Origin of the sequence: Micromonospora sp. NPDC005206, assembly GCF_040608175.1 — a bacterium.
Taxonomy (GTDB): Bacteria; Actinomycetota; Actinomycetes; order Mycobacteriales; family Micromonosporaceae; genus Micromonospora.
In genome coordinates, this window is sequence record NZ_JBEXHU010000004.1 from 86485 (window position 1) to 101886 (window position 15402).

The 15402-nt window shown below is 73.5% G+C and carries 13 protein-coding genes; 9 read left to right on the forward strand and 4 right to left on the reverse strand.

From position 1 onward, the window contains the following. Window positions 1-76: 76 nt before the first annotated feature. The 4 genes from ABZU69_RS06530 (at window position 77) to ABZU69_RS06545 (ending at window position 6730) form a co-directional block, all read left to right on the forward strand. Window positions 77-913, forward strand: coding sequence for an MBL fold metallo-hydrolase (locus ABZU69_RS06530; RefSeq protein ID WP_354963389.1), 837 nt, complete (start codon window positions 77-79; stop codon window positions 911-913). Next, window positions 910-4530, forward strand: a complete 3621-nt coding sequence (locus ABZU69_RS06535; RefSeq protein ID WP_354963390.1) for an adenylate/guanylate cyclase domain-containing protein — start codon at window positions 910-912, stop codon at window positions 4528-4530. The genes ABZU69_RS06530 and ABZU69_RS06535 overlap by 4 nt, the downstream gene beginning before the upstream one ends. Before the next feature lie 160 nt (window positions 4531-4690). After that, entirely contained in the window at window positions 4691-5215 is a 525-nt protein-coding gene (locus tag ABZU69_RS06540) for a hypothetical protein (protein WP_354963391.1), read from the forward strand. Window positions 5216-5245: 30 nt separating this feature from the next. Continuing rightward, complete coding sequence (locus ABZU69_RS06545) at window positions 5246-6730, forward strand: serine/threonine-protein kinase (protein ID WP_354963392.1); 1485 nt, start codon at window positions 5246-5248, stop codon at window positions 6728-6730. Here the strand turns inward: ABZU69_RS06545 and ABZU69_RS06550 are convergent. Then, window positions 6717-7058 carry a hypothetical protein gene (locus ABZU69_RS06550; RefSeq protein ID WP_354963393.1) on the reverse strand — a complete coding sequence of 114 codons (342 nt, stop codon included), beginning with the start codon at window positions 7056-7058 and terminating at the stop codon, window positions 6717-6719. The genes ABZU69_RS06545 and ABZU69_RS06550 overlap by 14 nt on opposite strands. Before the next feature lie 168 nt (window positions 7059-7226). On the opposite strand from ABZU69_RS06550, the gene ABZU69_RS06555 reads away from it, so the two are divergent. From ABZU69_RS06555 to ABZU69_RS06575, 5 genes are all read left to right on the forward strand, one after another. Then, the gene (locus ABZU69_RS06555) at window positions 7227-7397 is read left to right on the forward strand and encodes a hypothetical protein (protein WP_354963394.1); all 171 of its coding nucleotides are present in this window, start codon (window positions 7227-7229) and stop codon (window positions 7395-7397) included. Next, the gene (locus tag ABZU69_RS06560; protein WP_354963395.1) at window positions 7394-7957 is read left to right on the forward strand and encodes a transporter substrate-binding domain-containing protein; all 564 of its coding nucleotides are present in this window, start codon (window positions 7394-7396) and stop codon (window positions 7955-7957) included. The genes ABZU69_RS06555 and ABZU69_RS06560 overlap by 4 nt, the downstream gene beginning before the upstream one ends. Beyond that, a complete protein-coding gene (locus ABZU69_RS06565; RefSeq protein WP_354963396.1) occupies window positions 7954-9144 on the forward strand; it encodes a hypothetical protein in 1191 nt (396 codons plus the stop codon). Before ABZU69_RS06560 ends, ABZU69_RS06565 begins: the two co-directional genes overlap by 4 nt. Window positions 9145-9217: 73 nt before the next feature. Next, window positions 9218-9565, forward strand: coding sequence for a PadR family transcriptional regulator (locus ABZU69_RS06570; protein WP_354963397.1), 348 nt, complete (start codon window positions 9218-9220; stop codon window positions 9563-9565). Continuing rightward, a complete protein-coding gene (locus ABZU69_RS06575; protein WP_354963398.1) occupies window positions 9562-10575 on the forward strand; it encodes a hypothetical protein in 1014 nt (337 codons plus the stop codon). Before ABZU69_RS06570 ends, ABZU69_RS06575 begins: the two co-directional genes overlap by 4 nt. A gap of 16 nt (window positions 10576-10591) precedes the next feature. On the opposite strand, the gene ABZU69_RS06580 is transcribed toward ABZU69_RS06575, so the two are convergent. From ABZU69_RS06580 to ABZU69_RS06590, 3 genes are read right to left on the reverse strand one after another with little or no spacing between them, the layout of a single operon-like run. Next, entirely contained in the window at window positions 10592-11755 is a 1164-nt protein-coding gene (locus tag ABZU69_RS06580) for an acyl-CoA dehydrogenase (protein ID WP_354963399.1), read from the reverse strand. After that, the gene (locus ABZU69_RS06585; protein WP_354963400.1) at window positions 11755-13755 is read right to left on the reverse strand and encodes a biotin carboxylase N-terminal domain-containing protein; all 2001 of its coding nucleotides are present in this window, start codon (window positions 13753-13755) and stop codon (window positions 11755-11757) included. The genes ABZU69_RS06580 and ABZU69_RS06585 overlap by 1 nt, the downstream gene beginning before the upstream one ends. An 11-nt stretch (window positions 13756-13766) precedes the next feature. Next, window positions 13767-15368, reverse strand: a complete 1602-nt coding sequence (locus ABZU69_RS06590) for a carboxyl transferase domain-containing protein (RefSeq protein ID WP_354963401.1) — start codon at window positions 15366-15368, stop codon at window positions 13767-13769. Between the last annotated feature and the right edge of the window lie 34 nt (window positions 15369-15402).

The following is a 15402-nucleotide window of genomic DNA, read 5'->3' on the forward strand; positions in this document are numbered from 1 at the left end:
CCCCGAACGGGGACGAATCAGGGACCGCAAGTGCAAGATCGCGGGGTGTGGCGCGCGGGGCCGTACGATCGCAGCCATGAGCGGGCACGTGACGGCGCCGGCGGCGGCGCTCGCCGACGAGCTGCCGAGCTGGGTGACGCTGCTGTGTGCGCCGAACCCGGGTCCGATGACCCTCGACGGCACCAACACCTGGGTGCTGCGCGCCCCGACGGCGGAGTACGGCGTCGTGGTCGACCCGGGGCCGGCGGACGAGGGGCACCTGGCCCGGATCGCCGAACACGGCCCGATCGGGCTGATCCTGATCACCCACGGCCATCCCGACCACACCGAGGGTTCCGCCCGCCTGAGTGAGCTCCTCGGCGGCGTGCACGTCCTCGCCGTCGACGCGGCGCACACCATCGGCGGTGAGCCGTTGACCGATTCGGGCGAGCACCTGGACGGCTTCGGCCTGGAGATTCGCCTGCTGGACACCCCGGGGCACACCGGCGACTCGGTCTGCTTCCTGGTCGAGTGCGGCGACGAGCGGGTGGTGCTCACCGGTGACACCATCCTCGGCCGGGGCACCACCGTGGTGGCGCACCCCGACGGGCACCTCGGCGACTACCTGACCAGCATGGAGCTGCTCTCCGCGTACCGCGGGGTCCCGGCGCTGCCCGGGCACGGCCCGGCGCTGGCCGACTGCGCCGCCGCCGCCGAGTTCTACCTCGCCCACCGCCGGGCCCGTCTCGACCAGGTCCGGGCGGCCGTCGCCGCGGGCGCCCACACCCCCGCTGAGGTGGTCGCCGCGGTCTACGCGGACGTGGACCGCTCCCTCTGGTGGGCCGCCGAGTGGTCGGTCCGCGCCCAGCTTGAGTACCTGGGGGTCGGCACCGGGGAATCCGAGCCCCGGGTCAGTGGGTTGGAGCAGACGTGACCTGCCCCGTGTGCGGAACCGTCGCCGTCCCCGGCGCGCGGTTCTGCCACAACTGCGGGGCGGCGCTGCCGGCCGCCGCGACGTTGCCGGCGGCCGAGCGCCGGGTGGTCACCGTGCTCTTCGGCGACCTCTCCGAATTCACCTCCTGGTCGGAGGACCTCGACCCGGAACGCGTCGGGGCGGTCACCGACCGGGTGCTCGCCGCCCTCGCCGGCGCGGTGAAGACCTTCGGCGGGCACGTCGACAAGCTGACCGGTGACGGGATCATGGCTGTCTTCGGTGCTCCGGTGGCGCACGAGGACGACGCGGAACGTGCCGTCCGGGCCGCCCTTTCGATGCAGCGGGCTGTCCGCCGGGTGCTCGACGACGAGCGGGGCGGCGGCGCGCCGCTCGGGCTGCGGGTCGGGCTGAACACCGGCGACGTCATCGCGGGCATCCAGGCCGCCATCGAGTACACGGTCATCGGGGACACGGTGAACACCGCCGCCCGGCTGGCTGACGCCGCGGCGGTCGGCGCGGTCTACGCCGGCGGGCGGACCTCCGCCGCCACCCGGCACGTGGCCTCGTGGCGGGCGCTGCGCCCGCTGCGGCTCAAGGGCAAGCGCGAACCGGTCGAGGCGTACGAGCTGCTGGGTCTGCTGGACGCGCCGGGCACCCGGTCGGGGCTCGGCGACGAGGCGCCCTACGTGGGTCGGGAGACCGAGATCGGTCGGGTCGCCGGCCGGCTCGCCGAGGTGATCGACCAGGGTGACCCGCGGGTGCTGCTGATGACCGCCGAGGCGGGCATCGGCAAGTCCCGCTTCGCCGCCGAGGTGGAACGGCTCGCCGCCGGATACGACGTCGGCGCCGGCCGGTACGCCGCGCACACCGGCGCCCGGGTGCTCTCGGTGCGCTGCGCCGCCTTCGGTGAGCGGCGCCGGCTCGCGCCGCTGGCCGATCTGGTCCGCGCCGCGGTCGGTTTGCCCAGTGACGCGGCCACCGCGCTGACCCGGCCGGCGGTCGAGGAACGGTTTCGCCGGCTCAGCCAGCGGCTCGCCCGCGCCGGTGGAGAGACCGCACCGATCGCCACCGACCAGCTGCTCGCGTTGCTTGGCTACGCCGAACTTCCCGCGCACGGCGGCACCGACAACGGCGAGTGGGGCGCGGGCGCGCCAGCGGCCGACGCCGAGGCGGTGCCGAACGCGGTCGCCGACCTGCTCAGCGGGCTCGCCGCCGAGGCGCCGCTGGTGATCGTGGTGGACGACCTGCACGACGCCACCGCCGAGACGATCCGCGCCCTCGGGCTGACCCTGTCCCGGCTCACCGGCCCGGTGCTGGTGCTGCTGCTCGGCCGCCCCGAGCTGGTCCGTACCGCCGGCGCGCTGACCCGGGTCGCGGACGCCGAGGTGCACTCCCTGCCGCCGCTGCGCGGTGCCGACGCGGCCCGGCTGCTCACCAGCTACCTCGGTGGTGGCAAGCTGCCGCCGGCCGACACGGACCGGCTGCTCGCCACCGCCCAGGGCAACCCGTTCTACCTGGCCGAGCTGGTCACCCTGCTGATCGAGCGCGGGGCGCTGACCACGGTGGAGCCAGCCCGCGGTGTCCGCGCCGGGTCCGGCGAGCGGGACCAGGGCTCGACGGCCGGCTGGCGGCTGGTGCCCGGCTCGCTGGGCAGCCGGCTGCTCTCCCGGGACCTCGCCGCAGTGCTCGCCGCCCGGATCGACGCGCTGCCACCGGACGCCCGCTCGGTGCTGCGCGACGCCGCGGTCATCGGTGACGCGGTGCCCACCGGTGCGTTGGAGGCGCTGCGTGAGCAGCACGGCGGCCGCGATGGCCGGCCCTCGGCCGTGGCCGCGGTGGAACTCGACCGGGCCGTCGATGAGCTGCTGCAACGCCGGATGCTGCACCGCACCCGCCTCGGCTACGCGTTCGCCACTCCGCTGATGCGGGAAGCCGCGTACGCCGGGGTGAGCAAGGCGGAGCTGGCCGAGCGGCACGCCGCGCTGGCCCGCTGGGCGGCGCCGCGGGACGAGGTCGCCGTCGGCACGCCGGGCGGGTTCACCGACGAGGCCCGGGACGACTTCGTGGCCACCCATGTGGAGCGGGCCGCCAGGCTCGCGGACGCGGTGAAGCTGCGCCCGGACGCGCCGGCCCGCGCCGTGGCCCCGCTCGGGGTCGCCGCGCTGGGCCGGGCCGCCCGCCGGTCGTTGTCGGCCGGCGAGCCGGCGCTGGCCGTGGAGTACGCCGAGCGCGCCACCGAACTGGCCCGCGACGGGGTGCCGGCGGCGGACCGGGTGGTGCACGCTCGGGCGCTGCTTCAGATCGGCCGGGTCGTCGACGCGCTCGCCTACGCCGAGAAGATCGCCGCGAACGCGGGGGACGAAGCCGTTCGGGCCAGCGCCCTGCTGCTCGCCGGGCAGGCCCAGCAGACCCTCGGCGACCAGGGCCGGGCGGTGGCCGCCTGGCAGGAGGCGTTGCAGGTGGCCACGGACGGCGGCCTGCCCACCCTGCGCGCCTCGGCGATGCGGCGGCTCGGCATGGCCGACTTCGTGACCGGGCGGCTGAGCCAGGCGAGCAGCCGGTTGGCCGCCGCCTACCAGGTGAGCCTCGGCGCACAGGACCGGCGCGGGCAGGCCTGGTCGTTGCAAAACCTGGCCTGGGTGACCACCACCCGGGGCGACTTCGCCGGCACCGACGCGGTGCTCGGCCGGGCCGCACGGCTCTTCGCCGAGTTGAAGGATCCGTACGGGCGGGCCTGGCTGCGGGGCACGACGGCGTTCGCCCGGCTGCTGGCGGGCCGGCTGCGCGAGGCGGGCCGGCTGGCGCGGGTCTTCCTGCCCTTCGGCGAGCGGGTCGGTGAGGCGTGGGCGGTGGGCACCCTGCGGGCGGTGGCAGCGTTCGCCACCGCCGAGCTGGGCGACCTGGCCGAGGCGGACCGGGAGGCCCGGCGCGCCTACCGGGAGTTCGCCGCTGCCTCCGACGACTGGGGGCGCGGGTTCGCGCTGGTGGTCCGGGCCGTGGTGGCGCGCGGGCTGGGGGAGCCGGAACACGCGGCCGACCTGCTCACCGACGCCCTGGCGTACGCCGACCGGACCTCGCACCCGCTGCTCACCGGGATGGCCGGCACGCTGCGGGGCTTCGTGGCGCTGGACATGGGTGACTGCGAGACCGCCGAGCAGTCCGCCCGCGCGGTGCTGACCGCTGTGGAGCCGCACAACCCGCAGGCCCCGGCGCAGGTCGCGCCCCGGGTGCTGCTGGCGACCGCCCGGCTGGCGGCTGGCGACTCGGCGACCGCGGTCGGGCTGCTCGCCCCGGTGGCCACCGCCGCCGCGAACGCGCCATCGCTGCTCTTCTCCCGCCGCCAGACGATGGCCCGGTACGCGTCGGCGCTGCTCGCCCACGGTCAGCGGGACCAGGCGCTGGACTGGGCACGGCGGGCGGTCACCGCACCGGCCGAGGACGTACGCAGCCAGGTGATCGCGGCCAGCGTGCTGGCCGAGGCGCTGGCCGCCTGCGGTCGCCCGGCTGAGGCCCTGTCCTGTGCGGACGAGGCGGTGCGCCTGGCGTACGCCACCGAGCAGCGCAGCGAACGCGCCGAGGCGGATGCCCTGCGCGCCCGCCTCACCGCCACCCCCTGACCCGGCGCTCTCCCCGCGGCCCGCGCCGATCGGGGGGCTGGCGTGGTGGGGGTGGGTTATTGACGGTTTCGGGGATGTGGTGGTCGGGGTGAGCGGCTAGCGTGTCAACACCGTGCGGGGTCCACAGTGGTGACCGTCGCCGTGCCTGGGGAGGCTCTCCATGAAGCTGCCGCGTTCCGTCGCGGGCTGGACCATCGCGGTCTTCGGTGTGCTGGCGCTGCTGATGGGTGCGCTCGGGCTGCTCTGGCCGGAGGCGCTGCTGCGCATGCTCGGGTTCGACGTGCCGGCCAGCCGTGCCGTCGGTGACCACACCGGCACCTTCCTGCTGGCGTCCTCGATGGCGTCGTTCAACATGGGCGTCTACTACCTGCTCGCCACGGTGACCGAGTGGCGGGCGTTCTACCGGTTCACGGTGGTCTTCCGGCTGGTCACGTTCACCGTGTTCAGCATCGCGGTGCTGGCCGAGATCGCTCCGGACCGGTTCTTCGGGGTGGCTGCCTGGGAGGGCCTTGGCGCGCTGGCCACCGCCGTCGGCCTGCGCCTGGACGCCCGTAGGAGTGCGCCGGCCGGCGCTGGCGCGACGGAGGAACGCACCGCTGCGACGGCTGATGGCACCGACGTGGCCGGCGATGTCGGAGAGGGGCCCGGCGCGGCCGGTGCCGCTCCGGCGGACGCGGTGCGTTGAGCCACCGGCAGGGTTGGGTATTTTCGAGCAGTGACCGACACCCCGACCGGCGGCTTGCCGGTGCCGAATGTGCCCGGTCTGACCGACTTGCGGGTCTTTGCCCGGGGTGGTTACGCGACCGTCTACCAGGCCACCCAGATCTCGGTGGGCCGCGAGGTCGCCGTCAAGGTGGAGAACCGCACGCTGGACAGCGAGCGTGACCAGGCCCGCTTCCTGCGCGAGGCGCGGGCGGCGGGGCGGATGTCGTCACACCCGCACGTGGTCGACCTCTTCGACGTCGGGGTCACCGTCGACCAACACCCCTACCTGATCATGGAACTCTGCGACGGCTCGTACGCCGAACGGATGCGCACCTCGCCGCTCGGCCCGGTCGAGGCCCGCGACCTCGGCCTGAAGATCGCTGACGCGCTGGCCCACTCGCACGCGGCCGGGGTGCTGCACCGCGACGTCAAGCCGGCCAACATCCTCTACTCGGGCTTCAACTCGGCGGTGCTCGCCGACTTCGGGCTGGCCGTGCTCGCGGAGCACCGCGACGCCTCGGTCACCCTGGAGGTGCTCACCCCGGCGTACGCGCCGCCGGAGATGTTCAACCACAGCCCACCGTCGCCGGCCGTCGACGTGTACGCGCTCTGCGCCACCCTCTACGCGGTGATGCACGGTCGGCCGCCACGCTGGCAGTCCGAGCGAAACCCCAGCCTCGTCACCGTGCTGGAGATGTTCAACCAGCCGCTTCCCCGCCTGCCCGGCGTGCCGGACGAGCTGATCGACGTACTCCGCGCCGGCATGGCCAACGACCCCGCCGATCGGCCCTCCGCTCTCGAACTGCACGAGCTGCTCGCCAGCCTGCCGCTCGGCCCGCCGTCCACGCCGGTCAGCGGTGCCCCGGTCAGCGGCGGAACGGGCTACGCCGCCGGCCAGCCGGCGCCGCGCCCCCCGGTTGAGGACGTCCACCCGACGGTCCCCGCCGGTCGGCGCTGGCGGCGCTGGTTCCTCGGCGGTGCCGGGGCGCTCGCGCTCGCCGCCTCGGCCAGCGCCGGCGCCTGGATGGCCGGCAGCGGCCCACCGCCCGAGCCGTCCCCCTCGGTCAGCCGGGTCGCCGCGCCAGCGACCGGGCCGCTGCCCGGCTGCACGACCGGCACCGGCGCGCCGACCGCTCTGCCCGAGGGCGCCCACTGCCTGCCCGAGCTGGAGTGCTTCGGCCCGGTGCGGATCCGCGGCACCCGCGCCGAGGCGGCCCGCGTCCCCTGCACCGGACGGCACACCTGGGAGACGTACGCCGAGGGCGTCCTGCCGGTGTCCCTGGTCGGCGCCGAATACGACGACGTGGTCACGGCCGAGCCGGTGCGCCAGGTGTGCAGCACGACCACCTTCCGACTGACCACGGCGATCAGCGACCCGGTCGGCTGGCACCTGGAGGTGCTCCCGCCGGTGGACGGCAGCGTCGACCGGACCTACCGGTGCCTGGCCGGGCGGGGCGTCGACGCGCTCACCGCGCCCACACTCACCGGTCGCTGAGCCCGCCCAACCCGCGCCGCCGGTCACGCACCGCACGCAACGCGTCCCGGCTGTCCAGAGCTTCGAGCGTGTCCGCGTCGATCCCGTACGGCCTCAACTCCGGCGGCCCGGCGGCGAACGGACGGTCCACCGGCTCCGGGTCGTCGCCCTGCCGAGCGGCGGACACGGACACCCCGGCCACCATGGTCAGCAGGACGCAGAGCAACGCGAGGGCCACGCCGAGAAGATCCTGGCGGCGCCAGACGACCAGCGTGACCAGCACCGCAAGGGCTCCCAGCGCCGCGACCACCGCTACCGTCCGCGCGTCGGACCTGGACAATCGACTCACCCCTCCAGCATGTCGTCACAGGGCCTGCTGTCAACCACAGAGCCGTCCGACGTGCCGGTCGACGCCACCAGCCGGCCCCACCGACCAGACCGATCGGCGCGCACACGGAGTGGACCGAAATCGCTACTCTCGGTGTCCCGCAGGCCGGTTCCGTCAGCGAGGTCGCCCATGAACACACGTACTGCCCAGTCCCGGCTCCGCTCGGTCGCGACGACACTGGCGGTCGCCCTGACCCTCACCCTGGCCGCCGCCGCCGGCTGCGACAGCCGGCAGCAGCCGGACCTGCCGTCCGTGCAGGAGAAGCTGCGTGAGACGCACATCTACGGCCAGTCTCCATGACGGAGGACCGCAAGAAGCTGGTCAGCTTCGCCGGGCCGTACTTCGTCACCACTCAGGAGGTCATGGTGCCGACCCGGCTCAAGGACCGGATCCGCACCATTGAGGACCTCCGCGACCCGGCCTACAAGATCTGCACCAGCGGCGGCTCCACCACCGAGGCCGAGCTGGAGAAGCACCAGGTCAAGACGTTCGTGGTGAAGGACGTCGGTGACTGCGTCGACGGCATCCGGAAGGGCCGGTACGACGCGGTCAGCTCCGACGAGGCGATCCTCGCCGGTTTCCTGGCCAGCTTCCCCAAGGAGTTCGAGATCGTGGACATGCCGTTCGGCACCAGCGAGCTGCTGGGCATCGGCGTCCCGATCGGCGACCCCGCCCTGCGCGACCTGGTCGCGTTCTTCCTTCAGAAGAGCTACCAGCAGGGCCGGGACGAGCAGGCGAGCCCGTGGCAGACCGCGTACAACCGGACGCTCGGCCCGTGGCTCCGGGCCGAGAAGCGGCAGCCACAACCGCTGGACGTGCCGAAGCTGGTCGACTTCGACGACAAGGCGCCCCGGCGGTGAGCACGGCGCCGACCGCGACCAGCGGAGCGGGCGCGGATGACCCGGTACCGCCACCCCGGGCGTCCGCGCCCACCGGCACCGCCGTGACGCCCGTTGCCGACGGTCCGCCCGGCGTCGAGGTGGACGGTCCCGGCTGGCCGGCGGGCGTACCGGTCGCCGAACCCGCCGAACCGGTCGTCGCCAACGTCGAGCCCGGGCGGGTGCGGTGGGATCCGGCCGAGCGGCGAGCCCGGGCCAGCCAGTCGTTCTGGACCGCGGTGGTGGGCGTACCGGCGATCTTCTCGGTGCTCCGGCTCGGCGTGGAGGCGGGCGGCGAACTCCAGACCACGCTGCTGCTGGTGGCCAACGTCGGGCCGGTCAACCTGCTCGCCGGATTCCTGACCACCGCGGCCCGACTGCTCTCCACCGGGCTGGTCGCCGTCTTCGCGCTCGGCGCGGTGCTCGCCGTCAGTGTGGACCGGTTGCCGCCGGGCACCCGCCGCCGCCCGCTGTTCGCCCGCTGGGCCGATCTCACTCCGGCCTGGCTCGTGCTGGCCAGCTTCCTGCTCGCCCTTCTCACCTGGCCGCTGCTCTATCTGCCGCTGCTCCTGCCTGCGTTCGTGGCCGCCTTCCAGCTCCGCCCCGGGCGGCTGCACGAGCGGGTCGTGCCACGGCTGCTGCTGGTCGTCGCGCTGCTCGCCGGGTACGGCTGGCTGGTGCTGCCCACGCTGCGCGACGCCGCACAGCAGGGCGAGCTGCTGGTGCTGGCGCTCATCGTGGTGCCGCCGGTGCTGGCCCTCTTCATCGCCTGGCCGCTGCCCGGCGTGGTGATCCGGCCGCTGGCGTCGGTGACCGAGGTGGCGGTGCTGGCCATGCTGGTCTGGGCCGCGCTGCCGGTGATCAGCACGCCCGTGCTGCCGCTGACCGTCACCACGGTGGGCGTGGAGAACGGGCCCACCGAGGACGTACGGGGGCACGTGGTGACCACCGACGACGTCAACATGGTGATCCTGCAGGAACGAGGCGGCGTGCGGTACGTGCCGGTCGACCTGGTCCGCGCGCAGGTGCTCTGCCCGAGCGAGGAGGAGCTGCCCCGGCACCGGCTGCGGGTTCACGACTTCCACGTCGAGGACTCGCTGCTGGAAGGGCTGGGCCGCCGGGTCCGACCGGTGCACCGGATCGACGCCGCCTGTCGCACCCCAGCCTGACTGTCACCCGCGATCCGCACGGACACGCCCAACTGCCTGTCGTATATACAGTCGACCGGTATATGCTGTGATCATGGCGAGTGCTTCCATGCAAGAGTCGACCTATCTGATCCTTACCGCGCTCGTCGAGGCCCCACGGCACGGGTACGCAGTCCTCGATGAGGTCCGCCGGATCTCCGACGGGCGCGTTGACCTGCGCGCCGGCACCCTCTATGCGGCCCTGGATCGGCTGCGAACCGAGGGCCTCATCGACATTGATCGCGAGGAGCAGGTGCAGTCCAGGTTGCGCCGGTACTACCGACTCACCGCGCCCGGCGCGCGACGCTTGGCCGAGGAGTCGGCGCGCCTGCGGAGCAACGCCGAGGCGGCGAACGTGCGACTTCGCCGTGCCGGCCTCATCTTCGAAGGCGGCGCGGCGTGAGATTGGACCAGGTCTACCGGTGGCTGTTGGCCTGCTATCCCCGTGAGTACCGCCAACAGTACGAGGACGAGATGCTCGGGGTGCTGCTGGACGACGCGGCGCCCGACCAGCGAAGGCCCGCGGCGCGCGACGTGCTCGCCCTGCTCGGCGGGGCGTTCCGTGCGCACGTCCGCCAACTGGATGCCCGACTCTCGGTCGATGCCTGGCGGGAAGCCGCAGCGGTACTGGGTCTGATCGCCTCGCTGGTGCTGTTCGCGCGCGCCGCGCGCCTTCCGGTGTTGCACCTCGCCCTGCTCGCGGACGGCCATCCGTTTGGGCTCGGTCAGGAGGTCGTCTCCTGGCCGTCGTGGCTCGGCTCCGGGGTGTGGCTCGTCGTGGCGATGTTGGCAGCATTGCGGTGGAGCCGGACAGCAGCCGCGACCGCCGTATGCGCTGCGGCGTTCGAGGTGGTGCGGGTCGCCGGGGAGTATGGGCAATATTCCACGGTGTTCAATCTCTGGCCGGCGGTGCTGGCCGGGATGGTCCCCGTGGCGCTTGTCGTCCGCGCTCCCGGCTCCGGCACAGCTGGCATCGCACGCTGGCGGCTTGGCCTGCTGGCTGCGGCGACGCTGGTCAGCGTCGGTGCCCCGAGCATCGCCACCGTTGCATTTGCCGACCGCTGGACGGAACCCGTTCGAACCTCCTGGATATTCACCGTCGGCGTCGGCCAGATCGAAGCGATTCTGCTGAGTGTGGGATACCTGCTCTTCGCCCTCGTCATCCTGTCCACGCCGGCGGTGCTGCGACGGCGCCTCCTCGCGCTGGTTGTCCCGGTGGGCGTCACGCTGCTGCTCACCCGACTGGGGCTTGGGACCACGGGGACGTTTCTCGAGCGTGGAACCCACGATGGCGTCCTCGATGCGCTCACCCCTGCGCAGGGGCTGACATTGGTGCTGGTGCCCGCGCTGCTCTTCGCAGTGGCCGTGGCCGTACTCCACTACCGGGAACGGCCGGGCTCCCAAGGCGCGTAACCGCGAAGTGGGCCGGTCAGTACGACTTCTCCTGACCGAGGACGTGCTGGGCCACGAAGTTGAGGATCATTTCCCGGCTGACCGGGGCGATCCGGCCGGCCCGGACCGCTCCGAGCAGGGTGGCCACCCCGTACTCGGTGGTCATGCCGGCGCCGCCGAGCACCTGGACGGCGGTGTCCACGGCGAGCGCGGCGGCCTCCCCGGCTGCGTACTTGGCCATGTTGCCGGCCACCCCGGCCTCCAGGTCGCGGCCGGCGTCGTACAGGATGGCCGCCTTCTGGATCATCAAGCGGGCCAGCTCGACCTGCACCGCCGCGTGCGCGAGCGGGTGCGACACTCCCTGGTGTGAGCCGATGCTGCGGCCGCCCCAGACCTTGCGGGTGGCGGTGTAGTCACTGGCCCGCTCGATGGCGTACCGGCCGGTGCCGGCGCCCATCGCGGCGACGGTGATCCGCTCCGGGTTGAGCCCGGCGAAGAGGGCCGGCAGCCCGGCGTCCAGCGACTCGCCGACCAGCGCGTCGGCGGGCACCCGCACGTCGTCCAGGTAGAGCAGGAACTGGTTCTCCGGGGACAGGATCTCCATGTCCAGCTTGGACCGGGTCAGACCGGCCGCGTCGGTCGGCACGAGGAACAGCGCCGGCTTGAGCTTTCCGGTGGACGAATCCTCGGTGCGGGCCACGACCAGCACATGGCCGGCCTCGTCGACCCCGGAGATGTAGCACTTGCGGCCGGAGATCAGCCAGCCGTCACCGTCGCGGCGGGCCACCGTGCCCAGCCGGTGGAAGTTGGAGCCGGCCTCCGGCTCGGTGATCGCGAAAACGATCTTCTGGGAGCCGTCGGCGAGGCCCGGCAGGTGCCGCTTGCGCTGCTCCTCGGTGCCGTGCCGGTTGATGACGGTGGCCGCGATGGCGGGGGAGACGACCAGCAGCAGCAGCGGGCAGCCGGCCGCCGCCAGCTCCTCGCAGACGATGGCCAGCTCGGTGATGCCGCCGCCCCCGCCGCCGTACTCGGTGGGGATGTTGACCCCCAGGTAGCCGAGCTGGCCGGCCTCGGCCCACAGCTCGGTGGTGTGTTCCCCCGATTTCGCTTTCGCTACGAAATAGGAATGACCATAGCGGCGGCCAAGTGCCCGCACGGCGTCGCGCAGCTGGTCCTGCTCGGGGGTGAGGTCGAAGGTCATCAGGGGTCCTCCTCGGGATTGACCACGGCCAGCACCGCGCCGGTGCGGACCTGACCGCCGGCCGGCACCGGCAGTTCGGCGACGACGCCGTCGGTCGGGGCGAGCACGGGATGTTCCAGCTTCATCGCTTCCAGCGTGAGCAGCGGATCGCCGGCCGTGACCCGCTGGCCGACCTGCACGTGCACCCGGGTCACCGCGCCGGGCAGCGGCGCGAGCAGCGACCCGGCGGCCAGCTCCGCGGTGGGCAGCGGGAAACGCGGCAGCTCGGCAAGGCTCGCCGGCCCGTCCGGGCCGTCCACGAAGACCGCCGACCCCACCCGGTGTACGCGGTACGCGCACCGCACCCCGTCGACGTCGAGCACCACCCGGCCCGGGGTGGCCTCGATCAGCGCCACAGCGGGGTCGGCGGCGCTGGGCTCGGCGGCGCCGGGGTCGGGGTCGGGGTCGGCGGACCATTCCGCCAGCCCGCCCGTGCGGTCCAGCCGGTAGCGGACCTCGATCTCGCCGTCGGGACCGGTGAACCGGGTGACCTGCGGGACGGCCGGCACGTTGCGCCAGCCCGACGGCAGCCCGGCCAGCACCCGAGCATCGGCGCGACGACCGGCGGCGGAGGCGAGAGCCGCCGCGAGCGTGGCCAGCGGGAGCCGGTCGGCGGGGAGCAGCGGGGCGAAGACCTCCGCGTGCCGGTCCAGGAACCCGGTGTCGATCTCCACGGCGGCGAACGCGGGGCTGCGCAGCACCCGGACCAGCAGGTCCCGGTTGGTGGTCACCCCGTGCAGCTCGGCGCGGGACAGCGCGGTGGCCAGCAGCCGGGTCGCCTCGGCCCGGGTCCGGCCCCAGGCGACCAGCTTCGCCAGCATCGAGTCGTAGTGCACGCCGACGGTCGAACCGGCCACCACGCCCGAGTCGAGCCGCAGCCCGGGGGCGGCCAGCGCGCCGAACTCGGAGGCCACCCCGGGGACCGTGAACCGGTGCAGGGTGCCGGTGGCCGGCCGCCAGCTCGCGGCCGCGTCCTCGGCGCAGAGGCGTACCTCGATCGCGTGCCCGGTGCTGCCCGGCAGCGTCGCCGGCAGCGGCTCCCCCTCCGCGACGAGCAGTTGCAGCCCGACCAGGTCCAGCCCGGTGCACAGCTCGGTGACCGGATGCTCCACCTGGAGTCGGGTGTTCATCTCCAGGAAGAAGAACTCCCCGTTCGGGGCGAGCAGGAACTCCACCGTGCCGGCGCCCAGGTAGTCGACCGCGCGACCGGCGGCGACCGCCGCCTCGTGCAACGCCGTCCGCACCCGCTCCGGGACGACCGCCGGCGCCTCCTCGACGATCTTCTGGTGCCGGCGCTGGATCGAGCAGTCCCGGTCGCCGATGGACACCACCCGACCGTGGGCGTCACCGAGGATCTGCACCTCGACGTGCCGGCCGCGCTCGACGTACCGCTCGATGAAGACCGTGCCGTCGCCGAACGCCGCGGCCGCCTCGCGCCGCGCCGAGGCGACGGCCTCGGCAAGCTCCCCGGCGTCCCGGACGATCCGCATCCCGCGCCCGCCGCCGCCGGCGGCCGCCTTGACCAGCACCGGGAAGTCGCTGATCTCGTCGGTGTCGGTCCAGCTGGGCAGCATCGGCACGCCCGCCTCGGCGAGCAGCGCCTTCGCCGCCAGCTTTTCGCCCATCGCGGCGATCACCTTGGCCGGCGGCCCCACCCAGGTCAGCCCGGCGTCGGTCACCGCCGCCGCGAACTCGGCGTTCTCGGCCAGGAAGCCGTAGCCCGGATGGACGGCGTCCGCGCCGCTGCGGCGGGCGGCATCCAGGATCTTCTCGACCCGCAGGTACGTCTCGGCCGGCGTGTTTCCCGGCAGCCTCACCGCTTGGTCGGCCTCGGCGACGAACGGCGCGGCGGCGTCCGCGTCCGAGTGCACGGCGACCGTCTCCACGCCGAGCGCCCGGCAGGTCGCGAAGACACGGCGGGCGATCTCACCCCGGTTGGCCACGAGCAGTCTGCGAATCATGAGCGAGCCCCTCACATCCGGAAGACACCGAAGCCGTCGGCGCCCTTCACCGGTCCGTTGTGGATCGCCGAGAGGCAGAGCCCGAGGACGGTCCGGGTGTCCCGGGGATCGATCACCCCGTCGTCGTAGAGCCGGCCGGAGAGGAACAGCGCCCCGGACTGCGACTCGATCTGCTGCTCGACCATCATCCGCATCGCCGCGTCGGACTCCTCGTCGTAGTCGCGCCCGCGTGCGGCGGCGGCCTGCCGGGCCACGATGGACAGCACGCCGGCGAGCTGCGCCGGGCCCATCACCGCAGACTTCGCGTTCGGCCAGGTGAACAGGAACCTCGGCTCGTACGCCCGGCCGCACATGCCGTAGTTGCCGGCCCCGTAGGAGGCGCCCAGGTTCACCGTCAGGTGCGGCACCGTGGAGTTGGACACCGCGTTGATCATCAGGGCGCCGTGCTTGATGATTCCGCGCTGCTCGTACTCGGTGCCGACCATGTAGCCGGTGGTGTTCTGAAGGAAGACCAGCGGGGTGTCTGCGGCGTTGGCGAGCTGGATGAACTGCGCCGCCTTCTGCGCCTCCTCGCTGAACAACACCCCCCGGGCGTTGGCCAGGACGCCCACCGGATACCCGTGCAGCTCGCCCCAGCCGGTGACCAGCGCGTCACCGTACGCCGGCTTGAACTCGTCGAAGTCGCTGCCGTCCAGGATCCGGGCCAGCACCTCGCGCGGGTCGAACGGCACCTTGAGGTCTGCGCTGGCGATGCCGAGCAGCTCCTCCGGGTCGTACTTCGGCGGCTGCGGGACAGCCGTGCGCGGTGGCGGGCCCTGCTTGCGCCAGTTCAGCCGGCGGACGCACTGCCGGGCCAGTCGGACGCCGTCCCGCTCGTCCTCGGCCAGGTAGTCGGCGAGCCCGGACGTGCCCGCGTGCATCGCCGCGCCGCCCAGTGACTCGTCGTCGGTGACCTCGCCGGTCGCCATCTTCACCAGCGGTGGCCCGGCCAGGTAGACCTGCGACCGGTCCCGGATCATGATCACGTGGTCTGACATCCCCGGCACGTACGCCCCACCGGCCGTGGCGTTGCCGAAGACCACGCTGACCGTGGGGATGCCCGCCGCGGAGAGCCGGGTGAGGTCGCGGAACACCCGGCCGCCCGGAATGAAGATCTCCGCCTGGGTGGGCAGGTCCGCCCCGGCTGACTCGACCAGATTGACCATCGGCAGCCGGTTGGCCAGCGCGATCTCCCCGGCCCGCCGGGTCTTGGCGAGGGACCACGGGTTGACCGCGCCGCCGCGGACCGTCGGGTCGTTGGCGATGATCAGGCACTCGACGCCCTCGACCACGCCGATGCCGGTGACCACGCTGGCCCCGACCGGGAAGTCCGTGCCGTAGGCGGCGACCGGCGACAGCTCCAGGAACGGGCTTTCGGCGTCCACCAGCAGCTCGATCCGCTCCCGGGGGAGCAGCTTGCCGCGGGCGTGGTGCCGGGTCACGTACTTCTCGCCGCCGCCGGCCCGGGCCTGGTCCAGCGCGGCGTCCAGCTCGGCCAGCCGGTCCAGCAACGCCGCCCGGTTCGCCGCGTACCCGGGTGCTGACGGGTCGATCGCGCTGTCCAAGGTGCTCAATGCATCTCCTTCGCTCGCGACTGCGGGGCTCGCA